This window comes from Rathayibacter sp. VKM Ac-2803 (genome assembly GCF_009807175.1).
GTDB lineage: Bacteria > Actinomycetota > Actinomycetes > Actinomycetales > Microbacteriaceae > Rathayibacter.
Genome location: NZ_WUCD01000001.1, coordinates 2788627 through 2806233, shown reverse-complemented (window position 1 = coordinate 2806233; position 17607 = coordinate 2788627). Strand labels below are relative to the sequence as shown.

The window sequence follows — 17607 nt, the reverse complement described above, 5'->3', positions numbered from 1 at the left end:
GGGGGCGGGCAGCAGAGGGCGGCGCGCTTCGCGCGGCCGGGGTGGGGGGCGCGCTCGTGAAGGCGTCGGATCGGGCGGGGTGCCTCGTCGCGGCTCCTTCCCGAGCGCCTGCGGCGCTCCCGCCAGACCCGAGCCAGGAGCCGCGACGAGGCACCCCACCCGCTCCTCGGGTTCAGGAGGGGTGTCCTGCTCGGGAGGGGAGCGGGAGTGCTTGCGGGGTGGAGCGTGAGGGAGGGCGACGGCACCCTCCCGATCCTGTCCAGAGGGCGGCGCGGAGGCGGGTGGGTCAGGCGCGGGCGGCGGCCAGGGTGTCGGCGGCGAGGCGGGTCGAGGTGGCGCGGTCGCGGAGCCAGAGGGGGACGGAGTGGACGCGGAGGCCGGTGTCGGAGAGGGCGGGGACGGCGGCCGCGTCCTCCTCGGCGACGAGCCAGGCGTCGAGGAGGCCGCCGGCGGAGCGGGCACCGTAGTGGCGGCCGACCGCCTCGGCGGAGGTGTCGACGCCGATGGCGGGAAGGCAGGCGTCGGCCATGCCGCGGACGACGGCCCCGCCGATGATGGGGGAGACGCCCACGACGGGAGCGGAGGTCGACCTGACCGCGTCGGCGATGCCGGGGACGCCGAGGACGGTGCCGATCGAGACGACGGGGTTGGAGGGGGCGATCAGGACGGCGTCGGTGTCGGCGATGGCCTCGAGGACGCCGGGGGCGGGGCGGGCCTCCGCGACGTTCTTCTGGACGAAGCGGCGGGCGGGGGCCGAGGCGCGCAGCCGCACCCACCACTCCTCGAAGTGGAGGAGGCGGATCCCCTCGCCGGGGAGGTCGACCTCGACGTGGGTCTCGACGTCGTCGTCCGACATCGGGAGGAGGCGGACGCCGAGGGGCCAGCGCGCGGTGATGCGGGCGGTCGCCTCCGAGAGGGTGAGACCGTCGCGCAGCATCGAGGTGCGGGCGATGTGGGTGCCCAGGTCGAGGTCGCCGAGGGTGAACCAGGGCCAGCCGACGCCGAACGCCTCGAGCTCGGCCGAGACGCGCTCCGTCTCGCCCGCGCGACCCCAGCCGCGCTCGGTGTCGTTGACGCCTCCCAGCGAGTAGGTGAGGGAGTCGAGGTCGGGGCAGACCTTGAGACCGGCCAGCCACATGTCGTCGCCGGTGTTCGCGATGACGGTGATCTCGGAGGCCTCGCCGCCCGCCGCCTCGAGGTCGCGGAGGTGCTCGCGCACGGCCGAGGTGAAACGGGCGCCGCCGACGCCGCCGGCCAGGATCGTGATGCGCATCCGGTCACGGTACCGCGCGCGGGCGGGTGCGACGGATTCCTCGGTCCGGATGCCTTAATGCTGCGGATCTCCGCCGGAAACACCCGGGAAACGTCGGAGGACGACGATGGACCTCTGTCCACGGAGTCGGACGGGGACCGCGATTGCCTTCGGGCGGGGCGCGGACCACAGTGGGAGCGCGAGCCCCCCTCGGCTCCGCATCCGCACAAGACCCACCGCGGAGACCCACCCCGGGTCGCCCAAGGCATGGAGGTACCGATGACCATCGTCAGAGCGGCAATCACGCAGACCACCTGGACCGGCGACAAGGAGTCGATGCTCGACAAGCACGAGCAGTTCGCCCGAGACGCGGCGGCTCAGGGAGCGCAGATCATCTGCTTCCAGGAGCTGTTCTACGGTCCGTACTTCGGGATCACCGAGGACAAGAAGTACTACCGCTACGCCGAGCCGGCCGACGGGCCGATCGTGCAGCGCTTCGCGGCGCTGGCGAAGGAGCTGAACCTGGTCACGATCCTCCCGATCTACGAGGAGGACATCACCGGCGTGTACTACAACACCGCCGTCGTGGTGGACGCCGACGGGACGATCCTCGGCAAGTACCGCAAGCACCACATCCCGCACCTCGACCGCTTCTGGGAGAAGTTCTACTTCCGGCCCGGGAATCTCGGCTACCCGGTGTTCGACACGGCCGTCGGCAAGGTCGGGCTCTACATCTGCTACGACCGCCACTTCCCGGAGGGGTGGCGCGAGCTGGGGCTGAACGGTGCGCACATGGTGTTCAACCCCAACGCGACGAAGCCGGGGCTCTCGAACCGGCTGTGGGAGGTGGAGGGGCCGTGCGCGGCGGTGGCGAACGGCTACTTCGTGCTGCAGCCCAACCGCGTCGGGCGCGAGGACAACGAGTACGGCGAGCTCGCCGTCGACTTCTACGGGACCAGCCAGGTCATCGATCCGCGCGGGAACTTCGTCGGCGAGCGGGGCTCCGGCGACAGCGAGGAGATCCTGATCCGCGATCTCGAGCTCGACATGGTGCAGGAGATGCGCGACGACTGGCAGTTCTACCGGGACCGCCGGCCGGACTCGTACACGAGCATCCCGAAGCCCTGACCCGAGCCTGCGAGAACCGAGGAGCATCGATGAAGACCCTCATCACGAACGGCACGGTCGTCAACGCGACCGGCACCGCCACCGCCGACGTCCTGATCGACGGGGAGACGATCGCCGCGGTGCTCGCGCCCGGCTCGACCCTGCTCGGCTTCGACCTGGCGTCGAACGTCGATCGCGTGATCGACGCGACCGGCAAGTACGTCATCCCGGGTGGGATCGACGCGCACACGCACATGGAGATGCCGTTCGGCGGCACGAACGCCTCGGACACCTTCGAGACCGGGACCCGGGCCGCCGCGTGGGGTGGGACGACGTCGATCGTCGACTTCGTCGTGCAGTACCCCGGCGAGAGCGTCGTCGAGCGCTACGGCGCCTGGCAGGAGAAGGCGGCCGGGAACTGCGCGATCGACTACGGGTTCCACCAGATCCTGTCGGACGTGCAGGACTCGTCGCTCGTGGCGATGGATGAGCTGATCGAGGAGGGTGTGACCAGCTTCAAGCTGTTCATGGCCTACAAGGGCGTGTTCCTCTCGGACGACGGGCAGATCCTGCGGGCGTTCCAGAAGGGCGCGTCGAACGGCGCGATGATGATGATGCACGCCGAGAACGGCGCGATCATCGACGAGCTGGTGAAGCAGTCGGTCCCGGCCGGGAAGACCTCTCCGTACTTCCACGGGCTCACCCGGCCGTGGCAGGCCGAGGAGGAGGCGACCCATCGCGCGATCATGATCGCCGACTTCACGGGTGCGCCCCTCTACGTGGTGCACGTGTCGGCGAAGCAGGCGGTCGAGCAGATCGCGCAGGCGCGCGATCGCGGGATGAACGTGTTCGGCGAGACCTGCCCGCAGTACCTCTACCTCTCCCTCGAGGAGCAGCTCGGCGCGTCGAGCGAGGAGTGGGGTGACTTCGAGGGCGCGAAGTGGGTGTGCTCCACTCCGCTGCGCTCGAAGGCGGAGGGGCACCAGCACCACATGTGGCAGTCGCTGCGCACCAACGACATCCAGATGGTCTCGACCGACCACTGCCCCTTCTGCATGAAGGGCCAGAAGGACATGGGACTCGGCGACTTCTCGAAGATCCCGAACGGCATCGGCTCGGTCGAGCACCGGATGGACCTGATGTACCAGGGCGTCGTCTCGGGGCAGATCACGCTGCCGCGCTGGGTGGAGCTGACGTCGACGACTCCGGCGCGGATGTTCGGGATGTACGGGAAGAAGGGCGTCATCCAGCCGGGTGCCGACGGCGACGTCGTGGTCTACGACCCGAACGGGCACACCTCGATCGGGATCGGCGAGGGACGCACGCACCACATGAACATGGACTACTCGGCGTGGGAGGGCTACGAGATCGACGGGCACGTCGACACCGTGATCTCGCGCGGGAAGGTCGTCGTCGAGGACGGCGACTACGTCGGGACCAAGGGCGACGGGAAGTACATCAAGCGGGGCCTCTCCCAATATTTGATCTAGTCCTCTGTCCCACTGCAGCAAAGGAACCCCATGGACTTCGGAGTCGTCCTCCAGACCAATCCGCCCGCCTCGCGCACCGTCGCGCTCGCCGTCCTCGCCGAGACCTACGGCTTCGACTACGCGTGGACCTTCGACTCGCACCTGCTCTGGCAGGAGCCGTACGTCATCTACTCGCAGATCCTCGAGAAGACCCACCGCATCACCGTCGGCCCGATGGTGACCAACCCTGCGACGCGCGACTGGACGGTCATCGCCTCCCTGCACGCGACGCTCAACGAGATGTACGGCAACCGCACGGTCTGCGGGATCGGCCGGGGCGACTCCGCGGTGCGCGTCACCGGAGGCGCGCCGACGACGCTCAAGACGCTGCGGGAGTCGATCCACGTCATCCGCGAGCTCGCGAACAGCCGCTCGGTCGAGTACAACGGCTCGACCCTGCAGTTCCCGTGGAGCCGCGGCTCCTCGCTCGAGATGTGGGTGGCGGCCTACGGTCCGCTCGCCCTGAAGCTCGCGGGCGAGGTCGGCGACGGCTTCATCCTGCAGCTGGCCGATCTCGACATCGCGCGCTGGATGATCGACACGGTCAAGCAGGCGGCGGCGAACGTCGGCCGCGACCCGGAGTCGCTGCAGTTCTGCGTGGCGGCGCCGATGTACATCGGGACCGACCGCGAGCACATGATCGACCAGTGCCGCTGGTTCGGCGGGATGGTCGGCAACCACGTCGCCGACATCGTCGGCCGCTACGGCACCTCCGGAGCGGTCCCGCAGGCCCTGACCGACTACATCGCCGGACGCGAGGGCTACGACTACAACGAGCACGGCCGCGCGGGCAACAGCCACACCTCGTTCGTGCCCGACGAGATCGTCGAGCGCTTCTGCGTGCTGGGGACGGCCGACGAGCACATCGAGAAGCTGAAGGCGCTCGCCGAGATCGGGGTCACGCAGTTCGCCGGCTACCTCCAGCACGACAACAAGGAGGAGACGCTGCGGGTGTACGGCGAGGCCGTCATCCCGGCGCTGAGTCAGCACATCGTGGCCAAGGCATGACCTCGCGGGTCGCGACGCGCAGCGTGCTCCTCGGCGCGGCCGGCCTCCTCCTGCTCGCGGTGCTCTGGGAGGCGTACAAGGCGCTCGGCCCCGAGACCGGGGTCGTGCTCGGCGGAGTCACAGTGCTGCCGCGGACGAGCGCCATCGCGATGCCGCACCTGTGGGAGATCGCCGGTCGGCTGGTCGAGCCCGTGACGGGCGCTCGAGGGGCTCCGGCGCTCTGGCTCGCGGTGCTGCAGGCGAGCGCGTTCTCGCTGGGCGTCGCGGCCGTCGGCTGGGTCGTCGGAGTGGTCGTCGGGCTGCTCCTCGCGCTGCTGATGCAGCGGTTCCGGACGGCGGAGTCGGCCGTGCTGCCGTGGATCGTGCTGAGCCAGACCGTCCCGCTCATCGCGATCGCGCCGCTCGTGCGCCGCTGGGGCTCTCAGCTCGAACTCGGCGCGTTCACCTGGGAGAACTGGATGTCGGTGGCGCTGATCGCCTCCTACCTCGCGTTCTTCCCGGTCTCGATCGGGGCGCTGCGCGGTCTCGCCTCGCCGTCGGCGAGCCAGATCGAGCTGATGCGCGTCTACGGCGTCGGCTGGTGGAAGACGCTGCTGCGCCTGCGCCTGCCGGCCAGCGTGCCCTACCTGATCCCGGCGCTGCGCCTCGGGGCGGTCAGCGCCGTCGTCGGCACGGTCGTCGCCGAGGTCTCGATCGGCCTGCGCGGCGGCATCGGCCGCATGATCATCGAGTTCGCCTCCGCCGCCGGCGGCGATCCTGCGAAGCCCTGGGCCCCGATCCTCGGCGCAGTGCTGGTGGGCCTCGCCGCCGCAGGTGTCGTCGCCCTGATCGGCACCGTCCTCCGTCCGTTCCGTCGAGGGGAGCAGCCCGCATGAGCGCGGCAGCCCGTATGAACAGTGCAGAACCGGCGGTCGTCGTCGACGCCGTCACCAAGACCTTCAGCACGACCAAGGCGGCGAGCGTCACGGCGCTGCAGGACGTCTCGCTCACGATCGCCCCGGGGGAGTTCGTCTCGCTGATCGGCCCGTCCGGCTGCGGCAAGTCGACCCTCCTGCGCCTGATCGCCGATCTCGACGAGCCGACCTCGGGGGCGATCACCGTCTTCGGCAAGACCGCTCGGCGCGCCCGACTCGACCAGGAGTACGGCATCGCCTTCCAGCAGGCGGGGCTGCTGCCGTGGCGCACGATCCGGGCGAACATCGCGCTTCCCCTCGAGCTGCACGGTGTGGCTGCCGCGGCTCGCCGGGCCCGTGTCGACGAGCTCCTCGCGCTGGTGGGCCTCGGCGACTTCGCCGACTCCTACCCCGACCAGCTCTCGGGCGGCATGCAGCAGCGCGTGGCGATCGCCCGAGCGCTGGCCGAGAGCCCGCGCCTGCTGCTGATGGACGAGCCGTTCGGCGCCCTCGACGAGATGACGCGCGAGCGGATGCAGACCGAGCTGCTGCGGATCCGCCAGGAGACCGGCGCCGCCGTCGTGTTCGTGACGCACTCGATCCCGGAGGCGGTGTTCCTCTCGGACCGCGTCGTGGTGATGTCTCCGCGACCGGGCCGGATCAGGGACGTGCTCGACATCGCCCTGCCCGACTCCTCGGAGCGGGACGCCGGCGTCCGCGAGGACACCGCGTTCTTCCGCGACGTCGGAGCCGTCCGCGAGCTGCTGCACGGCGACGCCGCCGCCGTGCCGCGCGGGGTGGAGAACCGGTGAGCACTCCGGCGCTCGCGCGGACGGTCCTCGCGCCGCTCGTGCTGGGGCTCGCCGCCGTGCTGCTCTGGCAGGTCGGCGTGACGGCGCTCGACGTGAAGCCGTTCGTTCTGCCGTCCCCGGTCGCGATCGGGACCGAGTTCGGCGCGAACCTCGCCTCCGTCACCTCGGGGAGCCTCGTCACGGGGAGGAACGCGCTCGTCGGCCTCGTCGTGGGGGCACTGGTGGCGGTGCTCGTCGCGGGGCTCTCGGCGCTGGTCCGCGTCTTCGACGGGCTGGTCGCTCCAATCGTGGCGGCCGCGGCCGTCGTGCCGATCGTGGCGCTGGCTCCGGTGCTCTACACGATGTTCGGCGCGAACGTCGAGACGGCCCGCCAGCTCGTGGCCGCCCTCGCGGTCTTCGTGCCGGTCTACATCAACACGCTGCGCGGCCTGCGCCAGGCCCTCCCGGTGCACCGCGATCTGATGCGCGCCTACGCGGCCTCGCCGTGGCAGACCGCGCGGACGATCACGCTGCCCGGCGCGGTGCCGTTCTTCTTCACGGGGCTGCGCATCGCCTCCTCCCTCGCCGTGATCTCGGCCCTCGTCGCCGAGTACTTCGGCGGTCCGGTGGGCGGGCTCGGCAAGTCGATCACGACGGCGGCCTCGGGCAGCGACTACGCGCTCGCCTACGCCTACGTGCTCGGCGCCGTGCTCGTCGGCCTCCTGTTCTACTGCGTCACCGCGGGGCTCGAGGCCCTCGCGCTCCGACGCAGCCACGCGCGCTGATCCGTCTGCGCCCCTCTCCTTCCACTGCCCGCACCGCCGCACCACAGCATCACCGCCCGTTCCCGGGCACGTCCTGAACCACACCGCACCAGGAGGAACAGTGAACAGACGCACACGCATCGCGATGACCACGACGGCGGGCTTCGCCGTCGTCGGCCTCGCACTCACCGGCTGCAGCGCATCCGGCGGCGACTCCGAGGGCTCCGGCTCGTCGGGAGACCTCACCCCGGTGACCCTGCAGCTGCAGTGGGTCGCCCAGGCCCAGTTCGCCGGCTACTACGCCGCCGTCGACCAGGGCTACTACGAGGACGAGGGCCTCGACGTGACCATCGCCGAGGGAGGCGGTGACATCGTCCCGCAGGACGTCCTCGCCTCCGGCGACGCCGACTACGCGATCTCGTGGGTGCCGAAGGTGCTCGGCTCGATCGAGCAGGGCGCGAACATCACCGACGTCGCGCAGATCTTCGAGCGCAGCGCGACCACGCAGATCTCGTTCAAGGACAAGGGGATCACCTCGCCCGCCGACCTGTCGGGCAAGACCGTCGGCAGCTGGGGCTACGGCAACGAGTGGGAGCTCTTCGCCGGCATGCAGAAGGACGGCGTCGCCCTCGACGACATCTCGCTCGTGCAGCAGCAGTTCGACATGAACGGCTTCCTCGCGGGCGACATCGACGCGGCGCAGGCGATGACCTACAACGAGTACGCGCAGGTGCTCGAGACGGTGAACCCGGACACGGGGGAGCTGTACCAGCCGGACGACCTGAACGTCATCAACTGGAACGACGTCGGCACCGCGATGCTCCAGGACGCGATCTGGGCCGACGCCGACAAGCTCGAGAGCGACGAGGCCTACGCCGACCAGACCGTCGCCTTCATCAAGGCGTCGATCAAGGGCTGGATCTACGCGAAGGACAACCCGCAGGAGGCGGCCGACATCGTGACCGCCGCGGGATCGACCCTCGGTACCAGCCACCAGCTCTGGATGACCAACGAGGTCAACAAGCTGATCTGGCCCTCGACGAACGGCGTCGGCATGATCGACGAGACCGCGTGGCAGCAGACGGTCGACATCGCGAAGGAGACCACGAACGAGACCGGCGCGACCATCATCAGCGAGGACCCGCCGGCGACGGCCTACTCGAACGAGTACGTCGAGAAGGCGCTCGCGGAGCTCGCCGACGAGGACGTGGACACCAGCGGCGCCGACTTCGAGCCGATCGACGTGACCCTGGAGGAGGGCGGCGCCTGACGCCTCCGCCACGGAGCCTTCTGATCTGAGCCCCGCTGACTCCTCGAAAGTTGCGGTAGTCGCGCTCGACTACCGCAACTTCTGAGGAGTGGGGGGCGGCCCGTCGGCGGGATCGGCGCGAACCGGCCGACGGGCGGATCGGGGGAGTAGGCTGGATCCTTGTGACTACTTTCAAGAAGACGCCGTTCACGCTGAACGTGCGCGACATCCACGGACGCCCGGGGGAGATGCGCGAGCACCGTCTCGACCTCGACGCGCCGGAGCAGTTCGGCGAGGGCATCGTCGCCCTGCGCAAGGGCGCGGCGCTCGATCTCGACGTCCGTCTCGAGTCGGTCCACGAGGGAATCCTCGCCTCCGTCCAGGTCTCGGCCGAGGCCGTCGGCGAGTGCAGCCGCTGCCTGACCGACATCTCCCTGCCTGTCGATGTCGAGTTCCAGGAACTTTTCGCGTACTCTTCTGACGAAGCTTTCGACTATGAGGTTCACGACGACCACGTGGATCTTGAACCTCTGGTCAGGGATGCGGTGGTTCTGTCGCTGCCGTTCCAGCCGGTGTGCCGGCCGGATTGTCCGGGCCTCGACCCCGTCACGGGGGAGCGGCTGGCCGAATCCTCCGTGCCCGAGCCCGAGGCACCGCGCGACTCCCGGTGGGCCGCGCTCGCCGGGCTGGGTGACGCGGAGTCCGGTGGGGCCGCAGCGCCCGGAGCTTCCGCAGACAGCTAGTACAGAGACATCGGCGCGGGCGAGAGTGCCCGCACCGGATCCAACCAGAGGTAGAGAAGAGAGAATCATGGCTGTTCCCAAGAGGAAGAAGTCCCGCGCGAACACCCACATGCGCCGCTCGCAGTGGAAGGCCACGGCTCCGGCCCTGGTCAAGACCATCGAGCCCAACGGCAAGGTCGTCTACAGCCTCCCCCACCGCGCCAAGGTCGTCGAGGACGCCGCGGGCACCGCGCTGTTCCTCGAGTACAAGGGCCGCAAGGTCGCCGACGTCTGATTCGGCTCCGCACCGCTCGTCGGTGCGTGCCGCGGTCCATGGTGAACCAGACCCCCGCAACACCCTCCAGCGACGACCGGTCGCGTCTGGAGGCCACGCTCGGCGTGAGCCTCGACGATGAGCTCTTCGAGCTCGCCCTGACGCACCGGTCGTTCGCTTTCGAGCACGGCGGACTGCCGCACAACGAGCGCCTCGAGTTCCTCGGCGACTCGATCCTCGGGCAGGCCGTCACGGTGATGCTCTACACCGAGTACCCGACGCTCTCCGAGGGCGATCTGGCCAAGCGGCGCGCGAGCCTCGTCTCGACCGTCGCCCTCGCCGAGATCGCCCGCGGGATCGGGCTGGGCGAGCACCTCCGTCTCGGGCGAGGTGAGGAGCTGACGGGCGGACGCGACAAGGCGTCCATCCTCGCCGACACCGTCGAGGCGATCATCGGAGCCGTGTACCTCGGCACCGGTCCCGATGCCGCCCGAGACCTCGTGCTGCGCCTGATCGCTCCGCTGCGCGCGGATCCGCTGCGCTTCGGCGTCTCGATGGACCCGAAGACGAGCCTCCAGGAGGCGGCGGCGGAGCGCGGTGCGCCGGCTCCGCGCTACGAGATCGTGGCCACCGGGCCCGACCACAACAAGGTCTTCGTCGCCACGGTCATCGTCGGCGGGCTCGTCACCGCCCGCGGCGAGGGCACCAGCAAGAAGGCGGCCGAGATGGCCGCCGCGCTCGACGCGTGGACGCGCCTGGCCGAGACCGCGCCCGGCGAGCCGGTTCGCGCCTCCGCCGAGGGCTGAGAGTGCCCGAGCTCCCCGAGGTCGAGGTCGTCCGCGCGGGCCTCGCCCCGGCCGTCACCGGCTCGCTCGTGACCGGCGTCGAGATCGTCGACGAGCGCTCGCTGAAGCGCCACGTGCACGCGCACCCGTTCGAGCGCCTCCTGGTCGGGCGGCGCCTGCGGGGTGCGGTGCGGCGCGGCAAGTTCCTCTGGCTGCCGGCGGGTGATGACGAGGCTCTGCTCGTGCACCTCGGGATGAGCGGGCAGGTGCTGCTGCGCGCGGCCGATGCGCCGCTCGGCCGGCTGACGCGCATCCGGATCGCCATCGAGAACCCGGACCACGGCGAGCTCGCCCTGCACTTCGTCGACCAGCGCATCTTCGGCTCGATGGCCGTCGATGCGCTCCTGCCCACGAGCGACGGCGCGCCCGGCGGATTCGCGGGTGACGACGCCTCCGACGGCGAGTGGCTGCGCACGGTGCCGTCGCAGGTCGCGCACATCGCCCGCGACCCGCTCGACCCCTTCTTCGATCTCTCGGCCGTGATCGCGGTGCTGGCGCGGCGCAACAGCGGTATCAAGCGCTCGCTGCTCGACCAGACGCTGGTCAGCGGCATCGGCAACATCTACGCCGACGAGTCGCTGTGGGCCGCCGAGCTGCACCCCGAACGGCTGAGCTCCTCGCTCGGCGAGGCGCGGATCCGCCGGCTGTTCGCCGAGGTGCGCTCGGTGCTCGAGCGGGCGCTGGCCGAGGGCGGCACGAGCTTCGACGCGCAGTACGTCAATGTGAACGGGGCGTCGGGGTACTTCTCGCACAGCCTCAACGCCTACGGGCAGACCGGGAAGCCGTGCCCGCGGTGCGGTGAGGCGATCGTGCGGGTGCCGTTCATGAACCGCTCGTCGCACCTCTGCCCGCACTGCCAGCAGCTGACGCGCTGACGTCGGCGCGTCGGGGCGTGCACGACCGAGGCGGAGACGCGCCGACCACGCCCCCGGCGGGCGTCTGCCGCTCTCGACCTCGGTCGCGAACGCGCTACGCGGTCGCCTTCTCGGCGACGGGGGCGTGCTTGGCGTGGGCCACGAGGTGGCCGAAGAGCGAGGCGATCAGGGTGATCGCGGCGGCGATCGCGAGGCCGAGCCAGAGACCGACGTTCAGCGCGAGGGCGCCCACGCCCGCTCCGGCCCCGATGAGCACGACGGCCGTCAGCCGGCGGAACCACGGCTGGCCCTTGCCGCCGCCGAGGCGCGAGTCGGCGGCGAGGCCGGTGATGGTCGAGGTGACGACCACGGTAGTGACGTCCTTGACCGCGATGTGGCGGGCGGTCGCGGCCTGGAGGCCCATGGCGAGTCCGAGGACGCCGGTCACGGTGAGGGCGAGCGGCTCGGGGTGCTCGGGGACGACGCCCAGCACGATCGCGAGGACGGCCATCACCAGGCCGACGACTGTGAAGAGCCAGGTGGAGCGGGTGGTCCAGCCGGCCTTGATCGGGCGCAGGACGCGACCGCCGATGGCGGCGCCGAGCATGAAGCCGGCGAGGGCGATGATCGGGCCGACGACGGGCAGGTCGTCCGCTCCCGCGAGCGCCATGCCCAGGATGACGACGTTGCCGGTCATGTTTCCCGTGAAGACGCGGTCGAGACCGAGGTAGCCGACAGCGTCGATGATGCCCGTCGAGAAGGTCAGGGCGAGCATCAGCCCGAGGTGGACGTTGTCGGGGCGCGTGCGCAGGCGTCGGAACACGGGAGTCCTGTCGTCGGAGGGGAGGGGACGGCGCCGTTCGCGAGCGGCTCCACCGGTGTGCTGTGCGCACGGGGGCGTCTCGCGGCGGGAACGCGGGGTGCGCCGCCGATCCTGCCACGGATGCGCCACAGGCCTGAAACACGCCGCCGCTAGCCTCGAAGCGATCGCGGGGCGGACCCGCGCGGGAAGGCGGCGGCGGATGCTGCAGGCGGAGTGGGCGGTCCAGCCCGGTGAATCGGTGCCCGACGGGGTGGAGTACCTCGCGGCGACGCCGCAGTCGGTGCTGTGGGGGCGGCTGCCCTGCGCGACCGACCGTCCGGTGCTCACGGTCGACTCCGGGGACGAGGTCGTCATCGACACGCTCAGCCACGAGGGTGTGCTGGAGGACCAGGGCCGCGACCCGGTCGCCTTCTTCGGCGAGCACGGAGTCGCGCCCGAGGGCGTGCTGCGCGACGCGATCGAGCTCGCCGCCTCCGGGCCCTTCCGCGACACGGCGGTCGACGGGCCGCACGTCGTCACCGGTCCGATCGCCGTGCGCGGCGCGCTGCCCGGCGATCTGCTGAAGATGACGCTGCTCGAGGCCGTGCCGCGCGTGCCCTACGGAGTGATCTCGAACCGGCACGGACGGGGTGCTCTGCCGGGGGAGTACCCGCTGCAGGCCGGCCCCTTCAGCGCCTTCGCGCTCGTCGAGGACGGCGCCGACGGGGTGCGCCGGGGTGTGCTGCCCCTGGTCCCCGGTGGCGAGCGGTCGGCGCGGTTCGAGCTGCACCCGTTCCTCGGGATCATGGGCGTCGCGGTCGCGGGTGACGTGCGACCGCACTCCGTTCCTCCGGGAGCGCACGGCGGCAACATCGACATCTCGCTGCTCACGGCGGGCGCGAGTCTCTACCTGCCCGTGCAGGTGGAGGGGGCGCTCGCCTACGTCGGCGATCCTCACTTCGCGCAGGGCGACGGCGAGGTGGCGCTGACGGCGATGGAGGCGAGCCTGCGGGTGCGGGTGCGCCTCGAGGTGGTGCCGCAGGCGGAGGCGCTCGCGGCGTTCGGCGAGCTGGTCGGGCCGCTGGGGGAGACGAGCGAGTTCCTGGTGCCGACCGGCATGGACGCGGACCTCGACGTGGCGGTGCAGAACTGCGTCCGCGCCGCGATCGCTCTGCTGCAGGCCCGCTACGGGATGGATCCGAGCCTCGCCTACGCGTACCTCAGCGCCGCGACCGACTTCAACATCTCGCAGGTCGTCGACCTGGTGAAGGGCGTGCACGCCCGCGTGCGGACGGCGGACTTCGATGACTGACCCGCGCGTGACGACGCTCGAGGGCGAGCTGCCGGAGGGTCTCGTCGACGCGGTCGAGGCCTACGAAGCGGCCCTCGCGGCCGACGACGTGCCCGCCCTCGCCGACGCGTTCGTCCGCGCACCGACAACGCTGCGGGGCGACGCCTCCGGACTGCTCGTGGGGCACGACGCGATCACCGGGTTCCGCGGGCGGCGGGGCGGGACGCCTCCGCGCGCCCTGGCCGAGCTGCACGTGCGCGCGGTCGACCCGGACACGGCGCTGGTCGTGACGGTGAACGTGCCGGCCCGCGGCGGGCGGGGCCTCGTCACGCAGTTGTGGTCTCGCGACTCCGGGGTCTGGCGGGTGCGCGCGGCGCAGGTGCAGGCTCCCGCGGCGGCCCTGGACCAGCGGGTCTGGCGGGCGGTCGGCGCGCCGCTCGTGCCGGCCGCCGCCTCCGGAGCGCTCGACGGCCTCGACGTCGCGGTCAAGGACCTCTTCGCCATCGAGGGGCAGCGCATCGGCGCGGGGCTGCCTGCGCGACTCGCGGAGGCGCAGGTCGAGCAGGAGACCGCTCCCGCCGTCGCGATGCTGCTCGGCGCGGGAGCCTCGGTGCGCGGGATCGCGCAGACCGACGAGTTCGCGTACAGCATCGCGGGGCGGAACTCGGGCTACGGGACACCGCCGAATCCCGCGGTGGCGGGGGCGATCCCGGGCGGATCGTCGAGCGGACCGGCGACGGCGGTGTCGCTCGGGCAGGCGTCGGTCGGGCTCGCGACGGACACGGCGGGGTCGATCCGGGTGCCCGCGTCGTACCAGGGGCTGTGGGGGCTGCGCACGACGCACGGGGCGGTGCCGGTAGCGGGGCTGCTGCCGCTCGCGCCGAGCTTCGACACGGTCGGCTGGCTCACCCGCGACGTCGCGACGCTGCGGCGGGTGGCGACTGCCGGGCTGGCGGGGGCGCCTTCGGAGAGTGTCGGCGGCTTCGTGGTGGCGGAGGCGCTGCTCGAGCAGGTGGATCCGGGCGTGCGTGCGGCGTTCTCGGCGGTGGTGGACGGGCTCGAGGTGGAGCGGATCGAGCTGCCGCCGGTCGCGGAGATGTTCGAGGCGTTCCGGCTGGTGCAGGCGGCGGAGGCGTGGGCGTCGGACGGCGAGTGGGTCGCGGCCCACCCCGGGGTGCTGGCGGCCGACGTGCAGGCGCGGTTCGACGCGGCGGCGCGCGTCGACGCGGCGACGGAGGCGGCGGCGCGGGAGAGGCTGGCGGAGTTCAGGGATGCGCTGGACACGGCGCTCGGGTGGCGTGTGCTGCTGCTGCCGTCGGCGTCGTCGGTCGCGCCGGCGCTGGACGCGTCGGCCGAGGTCATCGATGCGGCGCGGACGGCGACGCTCGGGCTGACGTGCCTCGCGGGGATCGGCGGGTATCCGGCGCTGTCGGTTCCGCGGCTGGTGGTCGACGGGAAGCCGGTGGGGCTGTGCCTCGTGGGGCCGCGCGGGGCGGATCTGGCGCTGCTCGACGTGGCGGCGGGGCCGGCGGGATAGCTCGCGTTCGCAGGGAGGTGGATCTCGATACGCCCGCTGCGCGGGCTGCTCGACCAGCGAGCTGCGAGACCCACCTCCCTCCGACCCGCGGAGACGCCGGAACTCGAAACACCCGAGAAACGTCTGTTGCGTAGGATGTGCGACTGAAACAGGTTTTTCTCTGTCCGTCCGTCTGCGAAGAGGTGGTCCCCATCCCGTCCGTGCCCGCGCCCTCGACGTTCCTCCCGATCGACCCGCCGCCGCGGCTGCTGATGGGCCCCGGTCCGATCAACGCCGATCCGCGCGTGCTCCGCGCGATGTCGGCGCAGCTGGTCGGCCAGTACGACCCGGCGATGACCACCGCCATGAACGAGACGCAGGAGCTGTACCGCCGCGTCTTCGACACCGCGAACGAGAAGACGCTGCTCGTCGACGGCACCAGCCGCGCGGGGATCGAGGCGGCGCTCGTGTCGATGCTCGAGCCCGGCGACCGCGTGCTCGTCCCCGTCTTCGGGCGATTCGGCCACCTCCTCCGTGAGATCGCCGAGCGCTGCGCAGCCGAGGTGCACGTGATCGAGGCGGAGTGGGGCCAGGTCTTCCCGGTCTCGGTCATCGCCGAGGCGATCGAGCGGGTGCGACCGAAGGTCCTGGCCGTCGTGCACGGCGACACCTCGACGACGATGGCGCAGCCGCTCGAGGAGCTCGGCGCTCTGTGCGACAAGCACGGCGTGCTCTTCTACACCGACGTCACCGCGTCGCTGGCGGGCAACGTCTTCCACGCCGACCAGCTCGGCCTCGACGCGGTCACCGCCGGTCTGCAGAAGTGCCTCGGCGGGCCGTCCGGCTCGGCACCCGCGACCTTCTCGGAGAAGGCCGTCGCGGTGATCGAGTCGCGGAAGTCCATCGAGGCGGGCATCCGCGATGCGGGTGACGCCGTGAGCGCGCGCCCGATCCGCTCGAACTACTTCGATCTCGGCATGATCTTCGACTACTGGGGACCGCGCCGGCTCAACCACCACACCGAAGCCACCACGATGCTCTACGGCGCCCGCGAGTGCGCGCGCATCGTCGTCGAGGAGGGCCTCGAGAACACGATCGCCCGGCACGTGCTGCACGGCGAGGCGATGCTCGAGGGCGTCCGCGGTCTCGGGCTCGAGGTCTTCGGCGACGTCGCGCACAAGATGAACAACGTCGTGGCGGTGCACATCCCCGAGGGAGTGAACGGCGACGCGGTGCGCGGCACGATGCTCGAGGACTTCGGCATCGAGATCGGCACCTCCTTCGGCCCCCTGCACGGCAAGGTCTGGCGGATCGGGACCATGGGCTACAACGCGCGCACCGACGCGGTGCTGACCACGCTGTCGGCGCTCGAGTCGGTGCTGCGGCGCGCGGGTGCCTCCGTCGCTCCGGGCGGCGGAGTCGCGGGCGCCTACGGGGTCTACGAGGCGTCGCGCGGAGGCGCGGCATGAGCGCGGTCGACGCCGCCGAGATCATGGCGCGCTGCGACGAGCTCGCGGCGGTCTCGAGCACGCGCGGCGCGATCGAGCGCGTCTACCTCTCTCCCGAGCACGCCCGCGTCAACGCGATGGCGGCCCGCTGGATGGAGGACGCAGGCATGCGCTCGTGGCAGGACGCCGCGGGCAACCAGTGCGGCCGCTACGAGGGCTCGACGCCGGGGCTCCCCGCGCTGCTGCTCGGCTCCCACCTCGACACGGTGCCGAACGCGGGCCGCTACGACGGGATCCTCGGCGTGATCCTCGCGATCGCCGTCGTCTCGAGGCTGAACGCCGCGGGCACCCGACTGCCCTTCGCGATCGAGGTCGTCGCGTTCGGCGACGAGGAGGGCACCCGCTTCGGCACAGCCCTGCTCGGCTCGCGCGCTGTCGCGGGCACCTGGGACGAGCACTGGTGGGAGCTCGAGGACGCGCACGGCACGACCCTCGTCGAGGCGTTCCACGAGTTCGGGCTCGACCCTTCTCGGATCAGCACCGCGGCGCGCGACTCCGACGACGTGCTCGCCTACCTCGAGGCCCACATCGAGCAGGGGCCGTACCTCGAGGAGGCCGACCGCGCTCTCGGAGTCGTCTCCTCGATCGCTGGAGCGCGCCGCTTCGCGCTGACGCTGACCGGCAAGGCCGGCCACGCCGGGGGAGTGCCGTTCGACCGCCGCCGCGACGCGCTGACGGGAGCCGCCGAGGCGGTGCTCGCCGTCGAGCGCATCGCCCGCGAGCACGGCTGCATCGCCACCGTGGGCAGGCTCGAGGCGTTCCCGGGCGCGGTCAACGTGATCCCCGGCCGGGTCGAGTTCAGCCTCGATCTGCGCGCCGAGTTCGACGATGTCCGCGATCGCGTCTGGGACGAGATCCAGCACGCGATGTCGGAGTCGGCCCGCCGTCGCCGCCTCGCGCTCACCATCGAGGAGACCCACGAGGCCCCGGCCGTGGTCGCGGCCGAGTGGCTGCAGGACGTCGTGCGGCAGGGCATCCGCTCGACCGGCGACGCGGAGCCGATGGTGCTCTTCTCGAAGGCCGGGCACGACGCGATGGCGATCGCCGATCTCACCGACTACGCGATGCTCTTCGTCCGCTGCGAGGGCGGAGTGAGCCACCACCCCGACGAGAACGTGACCGTGACCGATGTCGCGACTGCTCTCGACGCGTTCGAGTCGGCGGTGCACGCCTTCGCCGACGCCCGGGCGTCGCGGGCGTGA

The 17607-nt window shown here is 71.4% G+C and carries 17 protein-coding genes; 15 read left to right on the top strand and 2 right to left on the bottom strand.

Annotation, left to right across the window (positions count from 1 at the left end; genetic code table 11):
* Positions 1 to 286: 286 nt before the first annotated feature.
* Positions 287 to 1273, bottom strand: coding sequence for a 2-phospho-L-lactate transferase (cofD, locus tag GRS96_RS13150; RefSeq protein ID WP_159854052.1), 987 nt, complete (start codon positions 1271 to 1273; stop codon positions 287 to 289).
* A 258-nt stretch (positions 1274 to 1531) separates the two neighbouring features.
* Between cofD and GRS96_RS13145 the strand changes: the two genes are divergently transcribed.
* The 11 genes from GRS96_RS13145 to mutM all read left to right on the top strand — a co-directional run bounded on the left by GRS96_RS13145 (position 1532) and on the right by mutM (position 11309).
* Entirely contained in the window at positions 1532 to 2380 is an 849-nt protein-coding gene (locus tag GRS96_RS13145) for a nitrilase-related carbon-nitrogen hydrolase (RefSeq protein ID WP_159854050.1), read from the top strand.
* 29 nt (positions 2381 to 2409) lie between these two features.
* Positions 2410 to 3849, top strand: a complete 1440-nt coding sequence (gene hydA, locus GRS96_RS13140; RefSeq protein ID WP_159988684.1) for a dihydropyrimidinase — start codon at positions 2410 to 2412, stop codon at positions 3847 to 3849.
* A gap of 30 nt (positions 3850 to 3879) precedes the next feature.
* Positions 3880 to 4896: a TIGR03842 family LLM class F420-dependent oxidoreductase gene (locus tag GRS96_RS13135; protein WP_159854046.1), complete on the top strand. Its 1017-nt coding sequence runs from the start codon at positions 3880 to 3882 to the stop codon at positions 4894 to 4896.
* Entirely contained in the window at positions 4893 to 5771 is an 879-nt protein-coding gene (locus tag GRS96_RS13130) for an ABC transporter permease (RefSeq protein ID WP_159854044.1), read from the top strand. Before GRS96_RS13135 ends, GRS96_RS13130 begins: the two co-directional genes overlap by 4 nt.
* Positions 5768 to 6601, top strand: coding sequence for an ABC transporter ATP-binding protein (locus tag GRS96_RS13125; RefSeq protein WP_159988683.1), 834 nt, complete (start codon positions 5768 to 5770; stop codon positions 6599 to 6601). Before GRS96_RS13130 ends, GRS96_RS13125 begins: the two co-directional genes overlap by 4 nt.
* The gene (locus tag GRS96_RS13120) at positions 6598 to 7365 is read left to right on the top strand and encodes an ABC transporter permease (protein WP_159988682.1); all 768 of its coding nucleotides are present in this window, start codon (positions 6598 to 6600) and stop codon (positions 7363 to 7365) included. The genes GRS96_RS13125 and GRS96_RS13120 overlap by 4 nt, the downstream gene beginning before the upstream one ends.
* A 100-nt stretch (positions 7366 to 7465) precedes the next feature.
* Positions 7466 to 8614 carry an ABC transporter substrate-binding protein gene (locus GRS96_RS13115; protein ID WP_442966620.1) on the top strand — a complete coding sequence of 383 codons (1149 nt, stop codon included), beginning with the start codon at positions 7466 to 7468 and terminating at the stop codon, positions 8612 to 8614.
* 161 nt (positions 8615 to 8775) lie between these two features.
* Positions 8776 to 9336 carry a YceD family protein gene (locus GRS96_RS13110; protein ID WP_159854038.1) on the top strand — a complete coding sequence of 187 codons (561 nt, stop codon included), beginning with the start codon at positions 8776 to 8778 and terminating at the stop codon, positions 9334 to 9336.
* A gap of 67 nt (positions 9337 to 9403) precedes the next feature.
* The gene (rpmF, locus tag GRS96_RS13105; RefSeq protein WP_056044186.1) at positions 9404 to 9610 is read left to right on the top strand and encodes a 50S ribosomal protein L32; all 207 of its coding nucleotides are present in this window, start codon (positions 9404 to 9406) and stop codon (positions 9608 to 9610) included.
* 38 nt (positions 9611 to 9648) lie between these two features.
* Positions 9649 to 10395, top strand: a complete 747-nt coding sequence (gene rnc, locus GRS96_RS13100) for a ribonuclease III (protein ID WP_159988681.1) — start codon at positions 9649 to 9651, stop codon at positions 10393 to 10395.
* Positions 10396 to 10397: 2 nt separating this feature from the next.
* The gene (mutM, locus tag GRS96_RS13095) at positions 10398 to 11309 is read left to right on the top strand and encodes a bifunctional DNA-formamidopyrimidine glycosylase/DNA-(apurinic or apyrimidinic site) lyase (RefSeq protein ID WP_159854034.1); all 912 of its coding nucleotides are present in this window, start codon (positions 10398 to 10400) and stop codon (positions 11307 to 11309) included.
* Between the two features lie 94 nt (positions 11310 to 11403).
* Here the strand turns inward: mutM and GRS96_RS13090 are convergent, their stop codons facing one another.
* A complete protein-coding gene (locus GRS96_RS13090) occupies positions 11404 to 12111 on the bottom strand; it encodes a YoaK family protein (protein ID WP_235021822.1) in 708 nt (235 codons plus the stop codon).
* Positions 12112 to 12310: 199 nt separating this feature from the next.
* Here GRS96_RS13090 and GRS96_RS13085 point away from each other — a divergent pair, with 199 nt between their 5' ends.
* The 4 genes from GRS96_RS13085 to GRS96_RS13070 all read left to right on the top strand — a co-directional run bounded on the left by GRS96_RS13085 (position 12311) and on the right by GRS96_RS13070 (position 17607).
* Complete coding sequence (locus tag GRS96_RS13085; protein WP_159988680.1) at positions 12311 to 13402, top strand: acetamidase/formamidase family protein; 1092 nt, start codon at positions 12311 to 12313, stop codon at positions 13400 to 13402.
* A complete protein-coding gene (locus tag GRS96_RS13080; protein ID WP_159988679.1) occupies positions 13395 to 14918 on the top strand; it encodes an AtzH-like domain-containing protein in 1524 nt (507 codons plus the stop codon). The genes GRS96_RS13085 and GRS96_RS13080 overlap by 8 nt, the downstream gene beginning before the upstream one ends.
* A gap of 251 nt (positions 14919 to 15169) precedes the next feature.
* Positions 15170 to 16366, top strand: coding sequence for a pyridoxal-phosphate-dependent aminotransferase family protein (locus tag GRS96_RS13075; protein WP_159989325.1), 1197 nt, complete (start codon positions 15170 to 15172; stop codon positions 16364 to 16366).
* Positions 16363 to 17607, top strand: a complete 1245-nt coding sequence (locus GRS96_RS13070) for an allantoate amidohydrolase (protein WP_159854027.1) — start codon at positions 16363 to 16365, stop codon at positions 17605 to 17607. Before GRS96_RS13075 ends, GRS96_RS13070 begins: the two co-directional genes overlap by 4 nt.

Coding starts and splice junctions, on each gene's coding strand:
- GRS96_RS13070 (WP_159854027.1), top strand. CDS start 16,363: ATGAGCGCGGTCGACGCCGCCGAGATCATGGCGCGCTGCGACGAGCTC.
- GRS96_RS13125 (WP_159988683.1), top strand. CDS start 5,768: ATGAGCGCGGCAGCCCGTATGAACAGTGCAGAACCGGCGGTCGTCGTC.
- cofD (WP_159854052.1), bottom strand. CDS start 1,273: ATGCGCATCACGATCCTGGCCGGCGGCGTCGGCGGCGCCCGTTTCACC.
- hydA (WP_159988684.1), top strand. CDS start 2,410: ATGAAGACCCTCATCACGAACGGCACGGTCGTCAACGCGACCGGCACC.
- GRS96_RS13145 (WP_159854050.1), top strand. CDS start 1,532: ATGACCATCGTCAGAGCGGCAATCACGCAGACCACCTGGACCGGCGAC.
- GRS96_RS13135 (WP_159854046.1), top strand. CDS start 3,880: ATGGACTTCGGAGTCGTCCTCCAGACCAATCCGCCCGCCTCGCGCACC.
- GRS96_RS13130 (WP_159854044.1), top strand. CDS start 4,893: ATGACCTCGCGGGTCGCGACGCGCAGCGTGCTCCTCGGCGCGGCCGGC.
- GRS96_RS13085 (WP_159988680.1), top strand. CDS start 12,311: ATGCTGCAGGCGGAGTGGGCGGTCCAGCCCGGTGAATCGGTGCCCGAC.
- rnc (WP_159988681.1), top strand. CDS start 9,649: ATGGTGAACCAGACCCCCGCAACACCCTCCAGCGACGACCGGTCGCGT.
- GRS96_RS13080 (WP_159988679.1), top strand. CDS start 13,395: ATGACTGACCCGCGCGTGACGACGCTCGAGGGCGAGCTGCCGGAGGGT.
- GRS96_RS13075 (WP_159989325.1), top strand. CDS start 15,170: ATGGGCCCCGGTCCGATCAACGCCGATCCGCGCGTGCTCCGCGCGATG.
- rpmF (WP_056044186.1), top strand. CDS start 9,404: ATGGCTGTTCCCAAGAGGAAGAAGTCCCGCGCGAACACCCACATGCGC.